The 17,437-nt window shown below is 47.5% G+C and carries 24 protein-coding genes; 22 read left to right on the top strand and 2 right to left on the bottom strand.

Features of this window, described 5'->3' with window-relative positions; translation table 11 throughout:
* Positions 1-74 precede the first annotated feature (74 nt).
* Positions 75-1,145 carry a phage portal protein gene (locus ACRQQK_RS05430; protein ID WP_457510349.1) on the bottom strand — a complete coding sequence of 357 codons (1,071 nt, stop codon included), beginning with the start codon at positions 1,143-1,145 and terminating at the stop codon, positions 75-77.
* Positions 1,127-2,947 carry a terminase large subunit domain-containing protein gene (locus tag ACRQQK_RS05425; RefSeq protein WP_457510348.1) on the bottom strand — a complete coding sequence of 607 codons (1,821 nt, stop codon included), beginning with the start codon at positions 2,945-2,947 and terminating at the stop codon, positions 1,127-1,129. Before ACRQQK_RS05425 ends, ACRQQK_RS05430 begins: the two co-directional genes overlap by 19 nt.
* A gap of 171 nt (positions 2,948-3,118) precedes the next feature.
* Here ACRQQK_RS05425 and ACRQQK_RS05420 point away from each other — a divergent pair, with 171 nt between their 5' ends.
* From ACRQQK_RS05420 to ACRQQK_RS05315, 22 genes are all read left to right on the top strand, one after another.
* Positions 3,119-4,015, top strand: coding sequence for a GPO family capsid scaffolding protein (locus ACRQQK_RS05420; protein ID WP_457510347.1), 897 nt, complete (start codon positions 3,119-3,121; stop codon positions 4,013-4,015).
* Positions 4,016-5,032: a phage major capsid protein, P2 family gene (locus ACRQQK_RS05415; protein ID WP_457510346.1), complete on the top strand. Its 1,017-nt coding sequence runs from the start codon at positions 4,016-4,018 to the stop codon at positions 5,030-5,032.
* 11 nt (positions 5,033-5,043) lie between these two features.
* A complete protein-coding gene (gpM, locus tag ACRQQK_RS05410; protein ID WP_457510345.1) occupies positions 5,044-5,760 on the top strand; it encodes a phage terminase small subunit in 717 nt (238 codons plus the stop codon).
* Between the two features lie 110 nt (positions 5,761-5,870).
* Positions 5,871-6,242: a hypothetical protein gene (locus tag ACRQQK_RS05405; RefSeq protein ID WP_457510344.1), complete on the top strand. Its 372-nt coding sequence runs from the start codon at positions 5,871-5,873 to the stop codon at positions 6,240-6,242.
* Complete coding sequence (locus tag ACRQQK_RS05400) at positions 6,243-6,704, top strand: head completion/stabilization protein (protein ID WP_457510343.1); 462 nt, start codon at positions 6,243-6,245, stop codon at positions 6,702-6,704. It abuts the gene before it with no gap.
* Entirely contained in the window at positions 6,701-7,192 is a 492-nt protein-coding gene (locus ACRQQK_RS05395) for a phage tail protein (RefSeq protein ID WP_457510342.1), read from the top strand. The genes ACRQQK_RS05400 and ACRQQK_RS05395 overlap by 4 nt, the downstream gene beginning before the upstream one ends.
* A complete protein-coding gene (locus tag ACRQQK_RS05390) occupies positions 7,179-7,838 on the top strand; it encodes a phage virion morphogenesis protein (RefSeq protein ID WP_457510341.1) in 660 nt (219 codons plus the stop codon). Before ACRQQK_RS05395 ends, ACRQQK_RS05390 begins: the two co-directional genes overlap by 14 nt.
* Position 7,839: 1 nt before the next feature.
* Positions 7,840-8,949 (top strand): DUF2586 domain-containing protein, encoded by a 1,110-nt coding sequence (locus tag ACRQQK_RS05385; protein ID WP_457510340.1) that lies wholly within the window; start codon positions 7,840-7,842, stop codon positions 8,947-8,949.
* The gene (locus ACRQQK_RS05380; RefSeq protein WP_457510339.1) at positions 8,946-9,398 is read left to right on the top strand and encodes a phage protein; all 453 of its coding nucleotides are present in this window, start codon (positions 8,946-8,948) and stop codon (positions 9,396-9,398) included. Before ACRQQK_RS05385 ends, ACRQQK_RS05380 begins: the two co-directional genes overlap by 4 nt.
* A gap of 8 nt (positions 9,399-9,406) precedes the next feature.
* A complete protein-coding gene (locus ACRQQK_RS05375) occupies positions 9,407-9,610 on the top strand; it encodes a TraR/DksA C4-type zinc finger protein (RefSeq protein ID WP_457510338.1) in 204 nt (67 codons plus the stop codon).
* Between the two features lie 3 nt (positions 9,611-9,613).
* Positions 9,614-9,814 carry a hypothetical protein gene (locus ACRQQK_RS05370; RefSeq protein ID WP_102953838.1) on the top strand — a complete coding sequence of 67 codons (201 nt, stop codon included), beginning with the start codon at positions 9,614-9,616 and terminating at the stop codon, positions 9,812-9,814.
* Positions 9,801-10,391 (top strand): lysozyme, encoded by a 591-nt coding sequence (locus ACRQQK_RS05365; RefSeq protein ID WP_457510337.1) that lies wholly within the window; start codon positions 9,801-9,803, stop codon positions 10,389-10,391. The genes ACRQQK_RS05370 and ACRQQK_RS05365 overlap by 14 nt, the downstream gene beginning before the upstream one ends.
* Positions 10,366-10,707: a hypothetical protein gene (locus ACRQQK_RS05360; RefSeq protein WP_457510336.1), complete on the top strand. Its 342-nt coding sequence runs from the start codon at positions 10,366-10,368 to the stop codon at positions 10,705-10,707. The genes ACRQQK_RS05365 and ACRQQK_RS05360 overlap by 26 nt, the downstream gene beginning before the upstream one ends.
* Positions 10,616-10,915 (top strand): Rz1-like lysis system protein LysC, encoded by a 300-nt coding sequence (gene lysC, locus ACRQQK_RS05355; protein ID WP_457510335.1) that lies wholly within the window; start codon positions 10,616-10,618, stop codon positions 10,913-10,915. The genes ACRQQK_RS05360 and lysC overlap by 92 nt, the downstream gene beginning before the upstream one ends.
* The gene (locus ACRQQK_RS05350; RefSeq protein ID WP_102953840.1) at positions 10,912-11,196 is read left to right on the top strand and encodes a putative phage tail assembly chaperone; all 285 of its coding nucleotides are present in this window, start codon (positions 10,912-10,914) and stop codon (positions 11,194-11,196) included. The genes lysC and ACRQQK_RS05350 overlap by 4 nt, the downstream gene beginning before the upstream one ends.
* 50 nt (positions 11,197-11,246) lie before the next feature.
* A complete protein-coding gene (locus ACRQQK_RS05345; protein WP_373279364.1) occupies positions 11,247-11,381 on the top strand; it encodes a DUF6890 family protein in 135 nt (44 codons plus the stop codon).
* A complete protein-coding gene (locus ACRQQK_RS05340; RefSeq protein ID WP_457510334.1) occupies positions 11,378-13,195 on the top strand; it encodes a phage tail tape measure protein in 1,818 nt (605 codons plus the stop codon). Before ACRQQK_RS05345 ends, ACRQQK_RS05340 begins: the two co-directional genes overlap by 4 nt.
* Positions 13,185-13,517 (top strand): DUF2590 family protein, encoded by a 333-nt coding sequence (locus ACRQQK_RS05335; protein ID WP_457510333.1) that lies wholly within the window; start codon positions 13,185-13,187, stop codon positions 13,515-13,517. The genes ACRQQK_RS05340 and ACRQQK_RS05335 overlap by 11 nt, the downstream gene beginning before the upstream one ends.
* Positions 13,514-14,719 carry a baseplate J/gp47 family protein gene (locus ACRQQK_RS05330; protein WP_457510332.1) on the top strand — a complete coding sequence of 402 codons (1,206 nt, stop codon included), beginning with the start codon at positions 13,514-13,516 and terminating at the stop codon, positions 14,717-14,719. The genes ACRQQK_RS05335 and ACRQQK_RS05330 overlap by 4 nt, the downstream gene beginning before the upstream one ends.
* Positions 14,712-15,371, top strand: coding sequence for a phage tail protein (locus ACRQQK_RS05325; RefSeq protein ID WP_457510331.1), 660 nt, complete (start codon positions 14,712-14,714; stop codon positions 15,369-15,371). Before ACRQQK_RS05330 ends, ACRQQK_RS05325 begins: the two co-directional genes overlap by 8 nt.
* Positions 15,368-16,882, top strand: coding sequence for a phage tail-collar fiber domain-containing protein (locus tag ACRQQK_RS05320; RefSeq protein ID WP_457510330.1), 1,515 nt, complete (start codon positions 15,368-15,370; stop codon positions 16,880-16,882). The genes ACRQQK_RS05325 and ACRQQK_RS05320 overlap by 4 nt, the downstream gene beginning before the upstream one ends.
* The gene (locus ACRQQK_RS05315; RefSeq protein ID WP_457510329.1) at positions 16,875-17,435 is read left to right on the top strand and encodes a phage tail protein; all 561 of its coding nucleotides are present in this window, start codon (positions 16,875-16,877) and stop codon (positions 17,433-17,435) included. Before ACRQQK_RS05320 ends, ACRQQK_RS05315 begins: the two co-directional genes overlap by 8 nt.
* The last annotated feature ends 2 nt before the right edge of the window (positions 17,436-17,437 follow it).

The raw sequence follows: 17,437 nt of genomic DNA, 5'->3' as shown, positions 1-17,437 counted from the left end.
AAACCTAGCTAATTGACTGACTTACTAATCATACGTCAACTAGCTGTGTTTTTGTACAGTTTCGTATAAAGGGTTTAGGCTTCGCTATAACCAATAGTTAAATCAAAATTCAGGTGCAGTTGCTTATACCGCTGAATCTCTGGGTGCTCGTTTACCGCTTTCATAAACAGCTTACAAACGGGTACCACTTCATACTTGTCATAAACCGTGCTCACCTTGATCGGGTCCGGTACATTCGCGCCAACTTGGGTCGTCATACCGCCCATGCCTTGTGGGAAACGATGCCCTACAAAAATATCCTGCGCGGTAATGTTCTTGATGCGCTCAAACTCATCCTTGGTGGCAATATCACCCACCGGAATCAACTGAATACCTTTCTCTTTGCCGTTCGGAATATTCACGTACATACTGCGAAAGTTACCGGGGCCGCGTGAATTACGCATCGCATCTTTGATCGCTTTCTCATCGTCAGTACTTAGATTCGGGTCTGTAGAATAGAAGATGTAACCCATGTGAGCGCCGTTCTTGTAGTAAGCACGACGAAACATAGTGGCGTCTTTATTCAACAAGCTGCTTTGCAAACTGCCTAAGTAATCCGGCAAACCATAAACCTGTTGTTGTGGGTCATACTGACTAATGAAAATCACATCTTCCGCACGGTAATCTTTGAACTCATAATCACGCAGAAGTTGAACGAAGTTGCCGTTCTTACGCTTACGCATGTGCATCATAGGTAGCGGATATAAGCCAATAGGCTGCTTAAACCCATTACGAAGAATTAAAAATGCTCCCATACCTAAACCGAAATAGTCCCAACAAGCGCGGTTCAATAGATGGTCGGCAATATTGCCGCCACCAAGAAAACGCGCAGACACATAATTGGCTCGCGCTTTCAAAATTGAACCGTGATACGCATTAGCATTGGCAATATCTGCCAAGCCTTTTAACGAAATAGGCGGCTCCCAGTAGTTGTCTGCATCGTTGTAAGTCAGCTCGCAATAATCAGTCATCCAACTATTACTATCGACGGACTCTGGGAAAGCGGAAAACTCAATCACAGACTTTTTGTCGTCTTCCTCGTGAGAAGAAACGTGTTGTTGTGTTGCGTATTTTTTAGATTTGCTGGTCATGCTGCCATCTGCCATGTCGATTTAGTCGGGTTGTTGTAATCAAGGGGTTCGTTGAGTAGCGCGTGGGAAAGCGCCCAAAAATCATCGGCGTGGCCGACGAGTTCGCTACGGTCTGCCTTGAAGGTCATCATGTTGCCGCTTTGAGTTGAAACACGCTTAATCGCCATAAAGGCCATAGCCGTTTCCTTGTGTTCATTGTCAAACTGCAAACGCTCGGCTTCTATCACATCAATCATTTTCATGACCAAGCGGTTTTTATTTTCATTTGAATAGTGAATTGCTACAGCTTCACGTGGGTGCTTCTTATGCAGAAGGTCGTAAACACCTGCGCCTATACCTGTGATATCAATCCCCAGGTAGGTGACGTTATAGCGCTTAAATACTTTGCTGATTTCACTGGCCTGATGCTGGAAGCTGAGCCCGCGCCAAGAATGCTTTTCAAGTACACGGAACTTTTCACCTTCAACAATCGGCGGAGCAACAACCATTAACACCGCATTGTCACGAGAGCGTGAAGGGTCATAGCCCAGCCATACTTCGCGGTTACCAAATGGTCGCGCTTTGCGTGGGTCGAAATCTTGCCAGTGCGAAGTATCCACCATGCATTTGGTGATCTTGTTGAACTTGAAGATAGAACTCGCACCATCAACAAACACACACATGAACAAGTTATCGAAATCTGATTCGCTGTATTCTTCGCGTAGTTCATCAATATCGAAAAGGTCACAGCCGCCATTCGCGGCATCGACAATCGTAACCACATACCGCCATTGACGGTCAGGGCATAAACGACCACCGTCACGCAGTTCGTCAAAGGTTGGGAATTCAATATTCTTACGGGTAGATTTATCGCCGCGCCATTTATCACCTGTCCAGAACGGGTAGGCAGCGTGCATCTTGCTCGATGGCGTAGAGAAGTAGGTTTTACGCCACTTCTTATGGGTTGCCATTGCAGAAGCAACTTTGTTTAACTCATCAAACTTACCAATCCAGAAATACTCATCCACATAAACGTGGCCGTGGTAACTCTGTGCGGTTTTGCCATTGGTAGAAAGGAAATGCAGTTCGGCACCGTTGGAAAGTGTCATCGGGTTGCCGGAAAGCTCTAAGTCTAAAAACTCTTTAGCCAACGCCACAATATAACGTCGGAATACTTCAGCCTGAGCGCGAGAAGCGGAAAGGAATATCTGGTTGTCGCCAGTGAGAATAGCTTGTTCTAACGCTTCACCTGCAAAGTAATAGGTAGCACCAATCTGACGCGATTTAAGAATGTTACGAATACGCTGATGCAGGTTGTCGCGCATAACAACCTGATACTTGAACAGAGAGTCATGCCAAAGCTTAAAGCACTCTTCAGTGATCTCGCTGACATCATTCTTAACTTTCTTGCCACGTTTACCACTGGAACCTGCTTGTTTACCACCTTCACCTGTTTGTTTACCAGAATAAGGCGTCGATGAACCGTTTTTACCATTCTGTGTACCAGTTTGGGCAGAATATTGACCACTTTCGCTCGGTTCTTTCGGCAGCTCACTTGCACGAAGTTTCTTAAGTTTGACGTGATGGTTAATCAGCCGATCCAACATATCCAGTTGCGGCTTACTTGGGTTTTCGATTTCAAGCAAGGTTTGGATACGGTTTGAGATAGCTTCATCAATCGTTTGTTCACGCAACATATCGCGCCAACCGTATCTATCTGCCCAGTGGTAAATAATACGGTCACTGTTCAGGTTCAGTTCGTCGGCGATTTCGCGTGGCGTCCATGCTTTCAAATAGAGAGCTCGGGCGGCTTGTCGTAATTCGGGAGAATATGCCATGCCTGAATCATACGCTCTCAAAACACCCTGATTCGCCTACTAAAATTCCTGAAAATTCCGTTTTTTGCTCTATCCGAATTCACCCGAACACAAGTGGCTGAAAGCACTTTTCTATCGGCGTATGGTTGCCACACATCAATAGAAAACCGCATTAACTGAGAGCGTTAAACCATGCCGAAAACCAGTGATTGGGTCATCGTTGCCACCGAAGGAAGCACCGTAGACGGGCGCAAAATTACCAAGTCGTGGATAAACGACATGGCAGCGTTGTATTCGAAAAGTGAATACACCGCACTAATTTGGCCGGAACACTACCGCAGTACTTGGGGACCATATGACGGTAAGAACTGGGGCGTGGTTGAAGAACTCAAAGCGGAAGTGAAAGACGACAAGCTACGTTTGTTTGCCAAAATTACGCCAAACCAATACTTAATTGATGCAAACAAAGACGAACAAAAGCTTTTCACCTCTATTGAACCGAATCCCGATTACAAGGGTGAGGGGCGTTGCTATTTAGAAGGTCTAGCTGTGACTGACTCCCCAGCCTCCACAGGTACAACGCAACTCAAATTCTCTCGCGGTAATGGAGTAGAAGTCTCCTTTGAAGCAGACGGACTAGAAGAAATCGACTTGGCCGACTGTTTCTCTCGCTCAGACAAATTCTTTTCATACTGCAAAGCCTTTTTTACAGGTGGCGAACAGCCACAAGAACCAACTGATTCTCAGCCAGAGGACGAAGAACCAATGAACCAAGAACAGTTCAAGCAAATGATGGACGGTATTACTGCCATCGGCACCAAACAGGGTGAGCTAGAAGAGAAGTTCAACACTTTCTCTACACAGCAAAAGCCTGAAGAAGGCGGTGAAGAAACAACAACCGAAGAAACCTCTGGCGGTCAGGAAACTGGCATCACGGCAGAGCAATTCAACCAGTTAAGTGAACAGCTTAAAGGCATGGCTACTAAGCAAGACGAACTGGCTAACCAATTTAAAGCGCTATCTGGTGAAACAGACGGACAACGTCCGGCAGAAGATGGTTCAGGCGCTGTAACCGTGGAGGCTCTATAAATGAGTTTAAGTAACGAAGCTACAAGATTCCTACAGCTATACAGCCAAGCGGTTGCTAAATCGGCGGCAGTTGAAGGTGTCAATGTAGAGCACAAGTTTGCTATTGCGCCACCTATTGAAACCAAACTTCGCCAAGCGATCATGGAATCAGATTCATTCTTGAAAATGATTGCAATGCTGTCGGTAGACCAAATCAAAGGCCAAGTGGTGGATGTCGGCACAGGTAAATTGCTGACTGGTCGTGTTAGTGGTGGCCGCTTCCGTTCTGCATTAGGAATTGGTGGTAACGAGTATGAATTGGTCGAAACCGATTCATGTGCTGCGATTACATGGGAACTGCTAACTCAGTGGGCGAACTCTGGCAATGTGGGCGAATTCACTAAGTTGATGAACTCAGCTATGACGCGCAACTTTGCGTTGGACATCCTGAAAGTAGGTTTCAACGGCATTTCAATCGCTGCAACAACAGACCCTGTTGCTAACTCACTAGGTCAAGATGTCAACAAAGGCTGGCTAAAACTGGTGAAAGAGAAAAAAGCCGAGCAAGTGCTTGCTGCTGCCATTCTTGACCCAACAGGTGCAACCGCTGATTCATACAAAAACTTGGATGCACTAGCGAACGACCTAAAACGCAATGTGATCCATCAGGTTCACCAATCATCACCGGATTTAGTGGTCATTGTCGGCTCTGATTTGGTGACAGCCGAACAGCACCGCTTACTGCAAGCCGCAGACAAACCAACAGAGCATGAAGCAGCTCAGAAACTGTCGAAATCCATTGCAGGTATGACAGCGTACACACCTCCGTTTTTCCCTGCCGACCAAATCTGGGTAACAAGCCTGAAGAACCTACAAGTTCTTACGCAAAAAGGTACCCAGTGGCGTAAAGCGAAAAACGAAGAAGACCGCAAGCAATACGAAAACTCATACCTACGTATGGAAGGTTATGCAGTTGGCGACCTTGATAAGTTCGCGGCTATTGAATCGGTCACTATTGCTGAAGAACCAGCGGTATAAGGCGGTAAGTTATGGTTAGCCCACTAAAAAAACAGCGTGATGCGCTACTAAATGCGAAGCAAGCCAGTCATGCAGTGGTGGGTGACACCACTGCAAACTTGGACAGCCTTCACCTACGCCTGATTGAGTTTGAGCAAGACAAACTCAAGCTCAAAGATTTGGTGCAAATCGCGCAAAAGGTCAACCACAAGCGTGAAGTGCTGATCCCGAAATACAAGCCTGTTGCAGAGCAATACCTTGAAGCAGGGGAAAGCTACCAAAACCCAATCTTCACCGATTTGATTGTGTGGTTAGTTGATACCAATGACTTTGATACCGCTCTGGAGTGGTGTGAAAAAGCCATTGAGAAAGAACTGCCAACGCCTGAAAACTTCAAATGCACATGGCCCACGTTTATGGCTCGTGAAGTATTGGAATGGTCAGTGGGCCAGCAAGCCATTGGTAAATCGGTAGACCCTTATTTCAGCACCGTGTTTACCAAGCTATTGGAAGGTAAATGGGTAGTGCCTGAAAAGCTCTATGCAGAATGGCTTAAGTTTGCAGGGTACTCACTATTGCTGAACGACCAAGGCGTTCCTCAGCCAAGTCAAGTTGGTACCGTTGAGCAGCTTGAAAAGGCGAAAGTGTTCTTACTGAAAGCATTAGAAGTTCACAGCAAGTGTGGTGTGAAAACCAAAATCGGTCAGATTGATATGCGTATTCGCGCCATTCAAGAAGGCCGAGTGTAAAGACTCCTACGCCGCCGCGCTCGGCTGGCGAGGTTGCAACAACCTGCGTGGTTAATTGCTATACCGTCGACCCAGTGGCTAGAGCGCACTTATTTAAGAAGGTAAACGTAATGACAAACCTAATTGGCTACATCCTTAAATTGCTGATTGCAATTGGTGTCTTATCTACCAACGCAAGAGGGTTAATTCCTGATGGGGTAGTGAATGTACTTTTGCTATGGGCATGGGTTGAAGTCGTTGTGTTAATCATCGCAGGTTTAGGTTGTTTTAGTGATGAGGTTTTAAAACCTGTTGTTAAAGCTATTCAAGAGAATCCTAAAAAGGTTCGGATAAACCGCATCAGAAGTTTAGTGATTTCAATGATCGCTTTTACGTTTGTTTATTGGAACTACTGGATTACAGGCAGCGTATTGATGGTAGGCATGTTCTTGATGTTCATTGCTTCAGAAAGAGCAAAAGACCAAGCGTTGGGAGTTGCCTAAATGTTTGACGGTTCAGACGACAGTTATCAAAACACGGTGATCACAAACGATGGTTTCTGGCCAGACGTGAATGCCGGTGATTTTGAACGCAAGCGTGGAACACCTGCCGCGCAGGATGATGAACGTATTGCTTTTGCTGTCGCCAATGCTGTTGCTTCCGTCAACCTTGAGCTTGAAATGCTGAAAGCCAACTACTTGGCAGAGGGCATCGCCAAAGCCAGTGACATAGAAGCCTTTCCGGTTATCGATACGAAAAACCGTGTCGTTATTCAATATGAATCTGCCGTCTTTGCACGCGCTAAAGCTGATCTGTTACCGGATTTCTCAACGGTTCACCAAAAGAAAGAAGGTGATCACCTTGCTGAAAGGTCGCTGGAAATAAAAAGCGAGCTGTTGGCAGAAGCGGCACGAATCATTCGTCATATGCAAGGGCTTAAACGTTCATCTATGGAGCTGATATGAGCTATCGCGTTGGTTACAAAATGCAGGCGTTACGCACTTTTATTGAACAGTGCGTAGGTAAGCAAATCGCGCAAAAGCTCGATGCGGAGATGGGCAATATCGAGCTGATTCTTTCGCCTCGTAATATGGGGCGCGGGATGGACATCGCTTACCAACGTTATACGGCTGAATTTCTTATCGACCGATTGCCGTTCAAGAAATACGACCCTGCGGTGTTGTTTGCCAATGTAGCTGCATGGTTGATGGATAACGACAAAGACCGCGAAGAACAGCTTGGTGAACTGAAAGACCCAGAAGTTGAAGTGGTTGTGGAAGACGAACAGAACGCCGAAGTGCTGATCCAAATCGTCTTCGAAGAACCTATCAAAATCGTTGAAAACGAAAACGGGAACATCTACTGGCGTAAGAAACGCTGGTCGATTGAAGAGTACGAAATTTGGGTGGCTGAGAACCTACGTGATGTGGTGATCAAACATGCTGAAGATTGAAGCGGATGAACGCAGTTATCTGAGGCTGAAAGAGCAACTAGCGGTGTTGAATCTGGATAAGAAAACACGCCAGAAAATGCTTAAACGAATCGGTGCTCAGATAGCGAAAACCACTCGCAAGAACATCAGAGCACAGCGTGACCCGGAAGGTCGCCAATGGTCAAAGCGCAAGAAAGGTCGCAAGAAAATGCTTAGGGGATTTACCCAAAAACTCAAGCACTTTCAGCGCGACGATAACAAAACACTGCTGGTTGGTTGGCCGAGTGCTCGGGGCAAAGTGGCATATGAACATCAACATGGTTTAGCGCAGAAAAGCGGATTGTCAGCTCGTAAGCGTCAGGCAAAGAAAGCCAAAGAACCAAACAAGAACGACCCAGCCACCAAAGAACAAGCCAAAGTATTGCGTGATCTTGATTTTCGCTTGAAACCTCAAGGACGCCAAAAGCGAGGCAAAAAGCCAACACTGGCATGGATAAAAGAAAACATGACAGTGGGGGAAGCAGCAAAAACCATTCAGGAACTGGAAAACAAAATGCCAGCTCGTGATTGGGAAGTGGGAAGACCAGAACGCCGATTAATCGGAGTGAGCCCTAAACGGCTAGCCATCATGATTAAACGGGAACTCAAGCGAAACAGGAGCGAATAACATGGCATGGCCTACCGTTATTATCAAAATTTTAAACCTGATGAACGGCCCGATTGCAGGCGTGGAATACCACTTTCTCTATGTCATTCATGGCGTGGTGGAAGGTACAACCCGTAACCTCATCGTCGTTGATTCAACAACCGACCTTAAAGCCAAACTCACAGGCGCAAGCGCAGAAGGTTTAGCCATTGTTCAAGCCGCTCAGTTAAACGGCAAGAGCGAATGGACGGCTGGCGTCATGATCCTAGACGAAGCTGACAACTGGCAAGATGCCATCAAACTAGCAAATGAAACATCTAGCTTTGAGTTCTTCGTTCTTGGCTTCGATGCAGACAAAGCCATTATCGAGTCTGCAATTGCACTTCGTACCACACTGAAAAGCTCATTAGGGCGTGAAGTGGGGGTGCTGTGCCAACTTCCAATCATCAACAACGACCCAGACGCAGGTCAAACGTGGGAAGAATGGCAAGCCGCCACCGTTGCACTAGTCAATGGCATTGCGAGCGAATATGTCTCTGTTGTCGCGAACGTTCATGCAGATGGCGACACGTTAGGCAAATACGCAGGTCGTTTGGCTAACCAAGAAGTGTCACTGGCTGATTCACCTGCGCGTGTGCAAACGGGTAGCGTTCTTGGCAGTACTGATCTCATGACCGATAAGAACGGCAAAGCGTTAGACCTAGCAACCCTAAAGCTACTCAACGAAAACCGCATTTCAGTGCCGATGTGGTACCCAGATTACGCAGGGCAGTACTGGACAACGGGCAGCACGCTTGATGTTGCAGGCGGTGACTATCAAGACATTCGTCATATTCGTGTCGCCATGAAAGCTGCGCGTAAAGTGCGAATTCGCGGTATTGCTCGAATCGCTGACCGCACCTTTAACTCAACGCCATCAAGTACGGCAGCGGCGAAGCTCTACTTCACCAAAGACCTGCGCGAAATGGCGTTAACAGGTGTGCCAGGTGAAATCTTGCCGCCGGAAGATGAAGACATCGACATCAAGTGGGTGAACAAAACCGACGTAGAGATCTACATGAGCGTTCAGCCATATGACTGCCCGGTAAAAATCACCATCGCTATTTCAATTAAACAAGGAGCTACATCATGAGCCGTTATTCTGGTCGCAGCTTTGATACCACGCTGTTTGGTGAATACGTTCACGTTAAAAACGCAACAGCAACCATTAACGATGAATCTCAAGTGGCTTTTACTCGTGGTGTTCCAGATGACTACACAGACGGCAAAGTCAGTTGTGATGTGGAAATAGAGCTAGACCTTAATCAGTTTAAGAAAGTCCACAAAGCCGCTAAGAAAGCAGGCAGTTACCGCGGCATCAAGCCCGACGACATGATGTTCTACGCCAATAACGGTGAAGACGAAGACAAAGTGGAACTGTTTGGCGTCAAGTTCGTGCTGGCTGACCTTCTCAGTGTTGATCCTGAAAGCGCAGACAAAACCACTCGCAAACTGAAAGGTTTCGTCACTAGCCCGCTGTTCGTGAATATCAACGGTGTGCCGTATCTATCGAAAGAAGATACACGCGGCCTGATTAGCTAAGGGGCGCAATGGACTTTTGTGATGATGCAAGCGCGACGGAAACCAAATTCCAACAAATGGCTATGGCTAACCACTTGGCAGGGGCAAAGTCCTCTGCCAACACCGAAAGCCAAACACACTGCTTGGAATGTGGGGAAGAAATTCCACAAGGTCGCAGAGACGCAATAGAGGGGTGCCAATACTGCACCGCTTGTCAGGCAGAACGGGAGTGAAGAGTGAACGAGTGGTACGACAAAATCACCAATTACATTGTTTATCTCATGTCCGGTGCAGGCGTTTTATTGGGCATGTTAACCATTGAGCAGTGGGTTTCTATCGTTATCGGTTTAGCTGCTTTGGCTGCAAACATTTGGCACAAACGAGCGATGCAGAACATCGCCAAAGAGAAAGGGATTTATATCAATGAAGATGGCTAAACGAATAATTTGCAGTGTTGCAGCCGTGATCGGTTTGGTCACAGGTGGCGCTGCACTTTATGGCGAGCAGTTAACGCAGCCAGTGGGTGAAGTCGTCATTCAAGAACAAAACCTAGGCGAGCTGCGCATCAGCCCTAAAGGATTGGGAATTACAGGCAACGCAGAAGGTTGCCAGTTAAATCCATACACCTGTCCGGCTGGTTTAGTCACCAATGGCATTGGTAACACCGTTGATGTGCCTGACCAATCAGTGACGCTTGAACAAGTCGCCATTGATTGGGTGAAGAACTTACAGCAAGCCGAACGGTGTATTAGCAAAGTGGAAGCTGCCGCCAATAAGCCCATGACACAAGGGCAGTTCGATGCGCTGACCTCCTTTGCCTTTAATACTGGGTGTGTTCGGTTTATGCGAAACGCTGACCGTTCATCAACACGAATTTACCGCTACGCACTGCAAGGTGATTACCAAGCCGCCTGTAACGAGTTGCCTTATTGGGTGTATGGCGGTGGTAAGAAATTGGCAGGCTTAGTTACAAGGCGAGGGCTTGAATATGCTCGCTGCATGGAAGTGGATTAAGTGGGGCGCACTGGCGGCGCTGTTGGTCACTGTTTGGGTGTTGTGGTTAAAGCTTGATGCTAGCCAATTAGAGCAAAAAGCACTGAGTGACAAACTCGCCAAAGCCCAAGCGGATAACAAAACCAACTTAACCACCATTGAATTCTTAAAGGGTGAAAGCGAACAGGCCAACAACCTGTTAGTTCAGAGACAACGGGAACACATAGCCGCAGAGGAAAAACTCAATGCAGACATGGCAGCACTTAAAGCCGAACTGGCAAATATTCAGTGTTCTATTCCTCGTTCTGTTACTGACCGCTTGCGCGAACCCTACTGAAACTGTTGCAACGCAGGTGATCGTAAAACTGCCACCTGCCGGATTGTTGGTACCGTGCTTTAAACCAGAAGTAAAAGGCACTTGGCCGGAAGTGGTCAGCGAAGACATTCCCAAGTTAAAAAGCGCACTGAGAGAGTGCGATAACCAAATTGAAGACTATTTGAAATGGCGTGCTAAGCACGAACAACCAGAGAGAGAAACACCATGAGCACTAAACCAACTTTCGCGACAAAACCTGTAGTAGTTACTGTTGGAGATATTGATTTCAAATTCACACCAACCGTGGCAGACGCAAACAATTACATGAATAGCATGATGCCGGACAACAAAGTAGAGCCAGCTCGCACCTACTTAGAACGCACAGTCGATAAAGACCAAAAAGAAGCGTTAGTAGAGCTAATGAACACAGTGCCGGGTTTAACGATTGACCTTCATGCAAAAGTGCATAACGCGTCGAAAGGTGGAATCACAATTACGCTAAAAAACTAAAAGAGCGGGTAAAGCGCATTGACCAGAACGGACTGGAACAAGCGCTTATTTTGCGGCGGTACTTCTTCCCTGATGGTGACGACGAGCCGCAAAACCTAGCCCGCGCTCTTTGGCTGGATGAACACATCAAGGAACGTGAAGAAATCGCCATCATGAATGCAATCTCAAGGCTGTTTAAGAAATGAATGAAAAACTGCTGATGACCATAGGCCTGATTGATCAGGTAACCAAACCACTGCAAGGCATCTCGAAAGAGATGCACAGCGCTATGGATACAGGCAAAAGCGGCCTGCAAGACATGGCGACAGGTGGTGCAGGTTTGGTTGCAGCTGGTTTTGCTATTCAAAACGCCTTAATGCCAGCCATAGAGATGGACCGAAAAATCGGTGAAGTGAAATCACTGGGGGTAACCGATGAAGCGCTACAACAGCTTTCACAAACTGCCTTAGAGTTTGCTAGTGAATACGGTAAATCTGCCACTGACTTTGTGGCCGCATCTTATGACATTCAATCTGCTATTTCGGGTTTGGATGGCAATGAGCTTTCGCAGTTCACTAAAGCTTCAGGTGTGTTAGCTGCGGCGACTAAAGCCGATACCAGTACCATCACCTCATACATGGGTACCATGTACGGCATCTTTAAAAACCAAGCCGCTGAAATGGGCAAAGGCGCATGGGTTGAAGAGGTCGCAGGGCAAACCGCTATGGCGGTGCAAATGTTTAAAACTACTGGCTCGGAGATGAGTAGTGCATTCACCAGTGTTGGCGCGAACGCGACGTCTGCGGGTATTGCAATGTCTGAACAGATGGCAATTCTTGGTACCTTGCAAGCCACGATGAGCGGTAGTGAAGCGGGTACCAAATACAAATCGTTCCTAGCGGGTGTGGGTAAAGCACAAGACAAGCTCAACCTCTCTTTTACTGACAGCCAAGGCTCAATGCTGCCAATGCTCGATATTCTCGACAAGCTAAAAGGCAAGTTTGGTGACACGCTCGATGTCGCTGAATCTGATGCTTTGAAAGCAGCGTTTGGTTCAGATGAAGCTGTCAGCATGATTAAGCTATTGATGGCCGACACTGACGGGTTAGCCTCTAGCATTGAATCGCTCGGTCAAGTCCAAGGCATGAGCAAAGCAGAGGAAATGGCATCAGCCATGACCGACCAATGGGAACGCCTTGAAGCTTCTTGGTTTGCTATTCGAGCTGCCGCCTTTGGCATGATTCTACCTGCCATTAACTCAGTAACAGGTTCTATTGCCGATGGCATGACATGGCTAACCGCTATGACTAGCGAATATCCGTTGCTCACCGAAATGATGAGTTATGCCGCCATTGGTGCGGTATCGCTGGGCGGTGTGGTCGCTTCACTCTCGTTAGTAATGGGCATTGGCAAAATGATGTCGGCAGGTTGGGCGGTAACTATGGGTACCTTAAACGGTGTGCTCAAGTTGCTACGCATTAGCACCATTGCGATGACGGCTTCAACATGGCTATTCAATGCAGCGCTTTGGGCAAACCCAATCACATGGGTAGTTGCGGGTATTGCGGCATTAGTGGTTGCAGTCGGTGCAATGATTTATTGGTGGGATGATCTGAAAGCCTCGTTCGGTGACACAGCAGTATTCAAAATGCTTGCAGATACCATTGATTGGGTGATCGACAAACTCAACATGATTCCGGGCATCGACATCGAGTGGCGTGCCGGTGAAATGCCGCAAACACCACAAGCGGATGTTGCTGCACAAGCCGCAAGTCAAATTCCACCAATGCCAGATTTGCAAGCGTTAGAAGCCCAGCGCCCAACGATGGACACCTCTGTCATTGATTACAAAAAGCCAGAGAACGCGCCAGCACTCAACCCAAGCATGGTGCAGAACATGAACAGTACACAAAGCCGTTCTACTACTAACACTCGCCAGTACGGTGACATCTACATCACCACGCAAAGCGGTTTTACACCTGACGAGTTAGCGGAATGGGATGAACTCAATGCCGGATAAAAGCTATATAGACATCAAAGTGATCGACGGCGGTTGGGATGTAGACGCTGGCGAACAACCAACCCAGTGCAGCGATTTATACAGCATCGCACAGGACATCAAACACGCGATCATGGAAAGCGGATTAGCCCGTAAGTTAGTGGCAGAGCGTAACCCAGTGCTACGCGCTGATGTGTTGTTGCAGATAGAACAAAAAGCCGAACTGGATAACCGCATCATTCCGGGTACCGCCAGCGCTACGGAAAGCAGTGCAGGCACCATCGCACTAACCGCGCAAGCGTATGACTACGACCAACTGATAGAAACCGAGGTAACCGCATGAGCAAAAGACCAACCGCTGACTTTGTGGAAATCCTAGCGGAATCAGGCATTCCGGTTACTGAAGATGCATTGGAAGCCAAGCTCAAAACCGAAGTCACAGGCGCAGGCAGTAACCTTTCAAACGACTCTGATATGTCGCCTTTCTGGCGTTGGGTTCGCTCTGCTGTGGTCACGCCTGTTGTATGGTTGATTCGTACCTTACTCGCAGGTTACGTCATGCCAAATATGTTTGTGGCTACCGCAGAACGTTGGGCGTTGGAGCTCAAAGCATGGGAATACAACGTCACACATAAAGGTGCTGTGAAAACTCAAGGCTGGATAACCTTCACCAAAGAAAATGCAGAAGACGAAGTCAGCGTAGCGGCTGGCGAGATTATTCAAACCACCTCGATTGATGGCGTGATTTATAAATTATTAGTGATCGAAGATTCGGTCATAGCGGCAGGGTTAGCCGTAGGCAAAATACTCTGTGAAGCAGAACAAGCGGGTGACGAATACAACCTTGCAGCCGGCTATTTCAACATTCTGCCAAAAGGAATTTCCGGCATTGTTTCTGCCGTTAATGAACCGGACTGGATAACCACGCTTGGCGCGAACGAAGAAAGCAACGATGAGCTGGCGCTGCGTCTACAAAATGCGTTCACCAGTTCAGGTACCTGGCACATTGACGATGTTTATCGCTCTATCATTTCCAACGTGGCAGGCATTCGCAGTGACAACGTTTTCTTTGAGAATACTGGTGATGTCACACCGGGTACCGCGAACGCTTATGTATTGATGGAAGTAGGCGAAACACCGCAAGCCGTTTTAGGCCAGTTGAACGAATACATCATGGATGAAGGTCACCACGGCCATGGCGATGTGCTCACCTGTTTAGCCATTCCAGACACGCAACATGCTGTGATTGCTGATGTGGTGTTCGTCAGTAACTTAACCGATACGCAGAAAGTAGACGAGTTCTTAGAAATCGAAGACCGTATTCGCGCTGCGTTTCGAGAGTCAGCCGCTTATTCAGAAATGACGAGAGCACGGCCAGAAAGCCGATTCAGTATTTCTCAGTTGGGTACCGAAATTCACAACAACATGGACAACGTAGAGTCGGTGCGTATTAGCGTTGATGGTGTGGTTCAAAAAGACATTGTGAGCCTGTTAACTCAGCCACGCATTCAAAGCCTGACAGTGCAGGAACTGGCCGATGAGTGATTTCGATAAGCACGCCCCAGAGCTAAGCCAAACACCAACGCCTTGGTGGCAGGATGGTGAAACCACCTCCGAGGCAATCAAAGAGCCGTATTACCTTAGTGGTGGTGTGTTTACATTCTTCAAACTGGTTCGAACATGGCTACTGTTTCCGCTTAACCAGTTTGATGCATTGACGTGCAGTGAAAAACTGCTTCGACTCATGGCGTGGGACAGGGACATAACCCAGTTCGACGGTGAGCCGCTTGAGCTGTTTCGTAAGCGAGTGAAGTACGCCGCGATTAACGCCAAAGATGCAGGCAGTGTCTACGGTTTCAAAAGAATTTTTGAACGCTTAGGCATTGCCATTGTGGCATTCAAAGAACGCGAAAGCGCGATTGATTGGGACGTGTGCACCATCGAACTGACCGACAACGCCATTTCGCAAAACAGCAAACTTGTTCAGACCTTAATTGAACAGTACGGGCGCACCTGCCGACGCTACCGTTTTCAAGTGACCTATCCAAGTGATCTACTGATTAATCACGGTGAATTCAGCCACACGTTCGCCATGTTCCAAGCCAAAACAGAAGAAGCGGTGGAGGTGGTTTTCAAGCCTCAACCTATTGAACATCAACAACAGATATTTATCGCCACACTAGGGGGTAACTCATGAGCCTGACGGCCATTCCATTACAGTTTGAAAAGTATCTGCAAAATCAAATCAGTGTCGGTGATGCACCAGACATGAACGAAATGATTTTCGCCTACCTTCCGGACTTAGATTTAGAAACGCCGATTGACCGTGAACAAGGGTTGCCGGATGTCGCGTACTGGGTTCACCAACAAGACATCGACCAAGTGGGTAAGTTAGGTGATAACGCTCTGGTGTATTCGGTAGTCATTCCGGGTTCAGTGGCTGCGTTTACCTTTAACGCTATCTACCTGCGTGACAAAAACGTGCCGAATTCGTGCGGCATGGTGGTACACAAAGCCGACGAAACCAAAGAAGATGGTATGAGCAGCACCAAATCGTTGCTGCAGCAATACACCGGAGCCGCGCAAATTGCCGGAATAAACGTAGATGCAGCAACATGGCAAATCGACTACCAAGCGCGTTTGTTTGGTATCGAAGAAGACATGCGCCTAGCCAACCTAGACAACTACGGTCACACCGCCTTTGTTGATGGTTTCGACGTAACCCAACAAGCCGATCCAACCAAGTACGCTATTTCTGCAGGTGTTGCTTATGTTGGCGGTTTACGTGCCGTTCTCGATGCGGAAGTAATTCAGACCATCACCACCAAACCAAACGGTTTGTATGTAGATGTTGTTCGAATGGGTACCGTGCTGTCTGAATGGCAGAACATTGTCACCATTCGTTTATCAGAAGTTGAGTTGGTTGATTATCTAGACGGAGGCAATCAACAGCACTATGTGGCGAAACTGGCTGGTATTAATGCTGATGGTTCAGTAACAGACTGGCGCGTGAAAGGTGGGTTAGGTGAGCATGAAGCGGCGAGTGATCCACACCCGCAGTACTTAAAATCACAAGCTCATTTATCGGCAAGTGACCCTCATACCCAATACCTCACCCGCGCCGACTGGCTCAAACACATGCTCTTCAAAGGTATGCCAATGTCAGCGGTGGGACCAGACCCAGACCCTGATATCTGGCTACCAGCAGGCCGTGTAGAACTACTGCGAGCAGATTACCCAACCGTATTTGAAATTGTCAGCGCATCTGCATTTTTCACAGACCAGGCAACCATTGATGCAGACCCACGCGCCTACGCAGGTCACTGGGGAACGGGTGACGGTGCAACCACATTCACCACTGATGACTGGGCGCTGATGATGAACATCAAGGTCGCTGGAGGTTACGGTGCTGCGGGTTCGACGAAAGAAGATCATATTCAGAATATTACGGGTGAGCAATCTATAGCTACGCCATATATGGGCATGTCTACAGGTGCATTTTATAACGACGGTGATAATGCAAATAACGGACTAAAAAACAACGGTACATCCCTCAATAATGTTCCAGATAATTCTACCTCTACAGGTGAGAAATTCTATTTTGATGCTTCTCTTTCAGTTAAAACAGATCCAAATTTCACCGACACAATGGGTTTGTTCCTTGACCACTACCGCGTAATCCCGAAAGGAGTATTCAGCTATGCTTAGACATTACATTAGCTCAGTCTCGGGCGAGTACATCAAATCACAAAAACTGACTCAGAAAGTTGGCTTCACTACTTCACAGCCGTTACCCGAGATTGAGCTGGCTGAAAACGAATACTTCGCCATGCTCGATGCAAATGGCAAAGTGCAATACTGGCCTGACGATACAGAATGCACATGGCAGGTAAAAACACGCTTTGAAAAAGTCACCGCATACAGCAAAGAAACCCAAGAACCTAAACAGTTCGACGACAAAACACTGGTGACGGATGACTACACACTCTCCCAACCACCACACCAATACGTCACTTGGAGCGAAGAGTTAGGCAATTGGCAAACTGACACTCAAGCCAAGTATGAAGCCGAAGTTCAGCAGGTAGCGAACACTCGCGAAAGTCTTTATGTGCAGATAGTTGACCGCCTAAATAACGAAGCTCGAATGATTCGTCGTGTTGAAGGTGATGAGGCTAAGGCGGCTGAATATGAAGCGCAAGCCGATGCCGCATACTTGCAGGTTCGCGCCGATAACCCTTGGCCTGAATTGCCAGAGGCTTAGTG

Source organism: Vibrio sp. C8, from assembly GCF_054051265.1.
This window is presented reverse-complemented; position numbering and strand designations above follow the sequence as displayed.

Excerpts from the sequence above, each read along its gene's own strand:
- ACRQQK_RS05430 (WP_457510349.1), bottom strand. The coding sequence starts at position 1,145 with ATGGCAGATGGCAGCATGACCAGCAAATCTAAAAAATACGCAACACAA.
- ACRQQK_RS05425 (WP_457510348.1), bottom strand. The coding sequence starts at position 2,947 with ATGGCATATTCTCCCGAATTACGACAAGCCGCCCGAGCTCTCTATTTG.
- ACRQQK_RS05420 (WP_457510347.1), top strand. The coding sequence starts at position 3,119 with ATGCCGAAAACCAGTGATTGGGTCATCGTTGCCACCGAAGGAAGCACC.
- ACRQQK_RS05415 (WP_457510346.1), top strand. The coding sequence starts at position 4,016 with ATGAGTTTAAGTAACGAAGCTACAAGATTCCTACAGCTATACAGCCAA.
- gpM (WP_457510345.1), top strand. The coding sequence starts at position 5,044 with ATGGTTAGCCCACTAAAAAAACAGCGTGATGCGCTACTAAATGCGAAG.
- ACRQQK_RS05405 (WP_457510344.1), top strand. The coding sequence starts at position 5,871 with ATGACAAACCTAATTGGCTACATCCTTAAATTGCTGATTGCAATTGGT.
- ACRQQK_RS05400 (WP_457510343.1), top strand. The coding sequence starts at position 6,243 with ATGTTTGACGGTTCAGACGACAGTTATCAAAACACGGTGATCACAAAC.
- ACRQQK_RS05395 (WP_457510342.1), top strand. The coding sequence starts at position 6,701 with ATGAGCTATCGCGTTGGTTACAAAATGCAGGCGTTACGCACTTTTATT.
- ACRQQK_RS05390 (WP_457510341.1), top strand. The coding sequence starts at position 7,179 with ATGCTGAAGATTGAAGCGGATGAACGCAGTTATCTGAGGCTGAAAGAG.
- ACRQQK_RS05385 (WP_457510340.1), top strand. The coding sequence starts at position 7,840 with ATGGCATGGCCTACCGTTATTATCAAAATTTTAAACCTGATGAACGGC.
- ACRQQK_RS05380 (WP_457510339.1), top strand. The coding sequence starts at position 8,946 with ATGAGCCGTTATTCTGGTCGCAGCTTTGATACCACGCTGTTTGGTGAA.
- ACRQQK_RS05375 (WP_457510338.1), top strand. The coding sequence starts at position 9,407 with ATGGACTTTTGTGATGATGCAAGCGCGACGGAAACCAAATTCCAACAA.
- ACRQQK_RS05365 (WP_457510337.1), top strand. The coding sequence starts at position 9,801 with ATGAAGATGGCTAAACGAATAATTTGCAGTGTTGCAGCCGTGATCGGT.
- ACRQQK_RS05360 (WP_457510336.1), top strand. The coding sequence starts at position 10,366 with ATGCTCGCTGCATGGAAGTGGATTAAGTGGGGCGCACTGGCGGCGCTG.
- lysC (WP_457510335.1), top strand. The coding sequence starts at position 10,616 with ATGCAGACATGGCAGCACTTAAAGCCGAACTGGCAAATATTCAGTGTT.
- ACRQQK_RS05350 (WP_102953840.1), top strand. The coding sequence starts at position 10,912 with ATGAGCACTAAACCAACTTTCGCGACAAAACCTGTAGTAGTTACTGTT.
- ACRQQK_RS05340 (WP_457510334.1), top strand. The coding sequence starts at position 11,378 with ATGAATGAAAAACTGCTGATGACCATAGGCCTGATTGATCAGGTAACC.
- ACRQQK_RS05335 (WP_457510333.1), top strand. The coding sequence starts at position 13,185 with ATGCCGGATAAAAGCTATATAGACATCAAAGTGATCGACGGCGGTTGG.
- ACRQQK_RS05330 (WP_457510332.1), top strand. The coding sequence starts at position 13,514 with ATGAGCAAAAGACCAACCGCTGACTTTGTGGAAATCCTAGCGGAATCA.
- ACRQQK_RS05325 (WP_457510331.1), top strand. The coding sequence starts at position 14,712 with ATGAGTGATTTCGATAAGCACGCCCCAGAGCTAAGCCAAACACCAACG.
- ACRQQK_RS05320 (WP_457510330.1), top strand. The coding sequence starts at position 15,368 with ATGAGCCTGACGGCCATTCCATTACAGTTTGAAAAGTATCTGCAAAAT.
- ACRQQK_RS05315 (WP_457510329.1), top strand. The coding sequence starts at position 16,875 with ATGCTTAGACATTACATTAGCTCAGTCTCGGGCGAGTACATCAAATCA.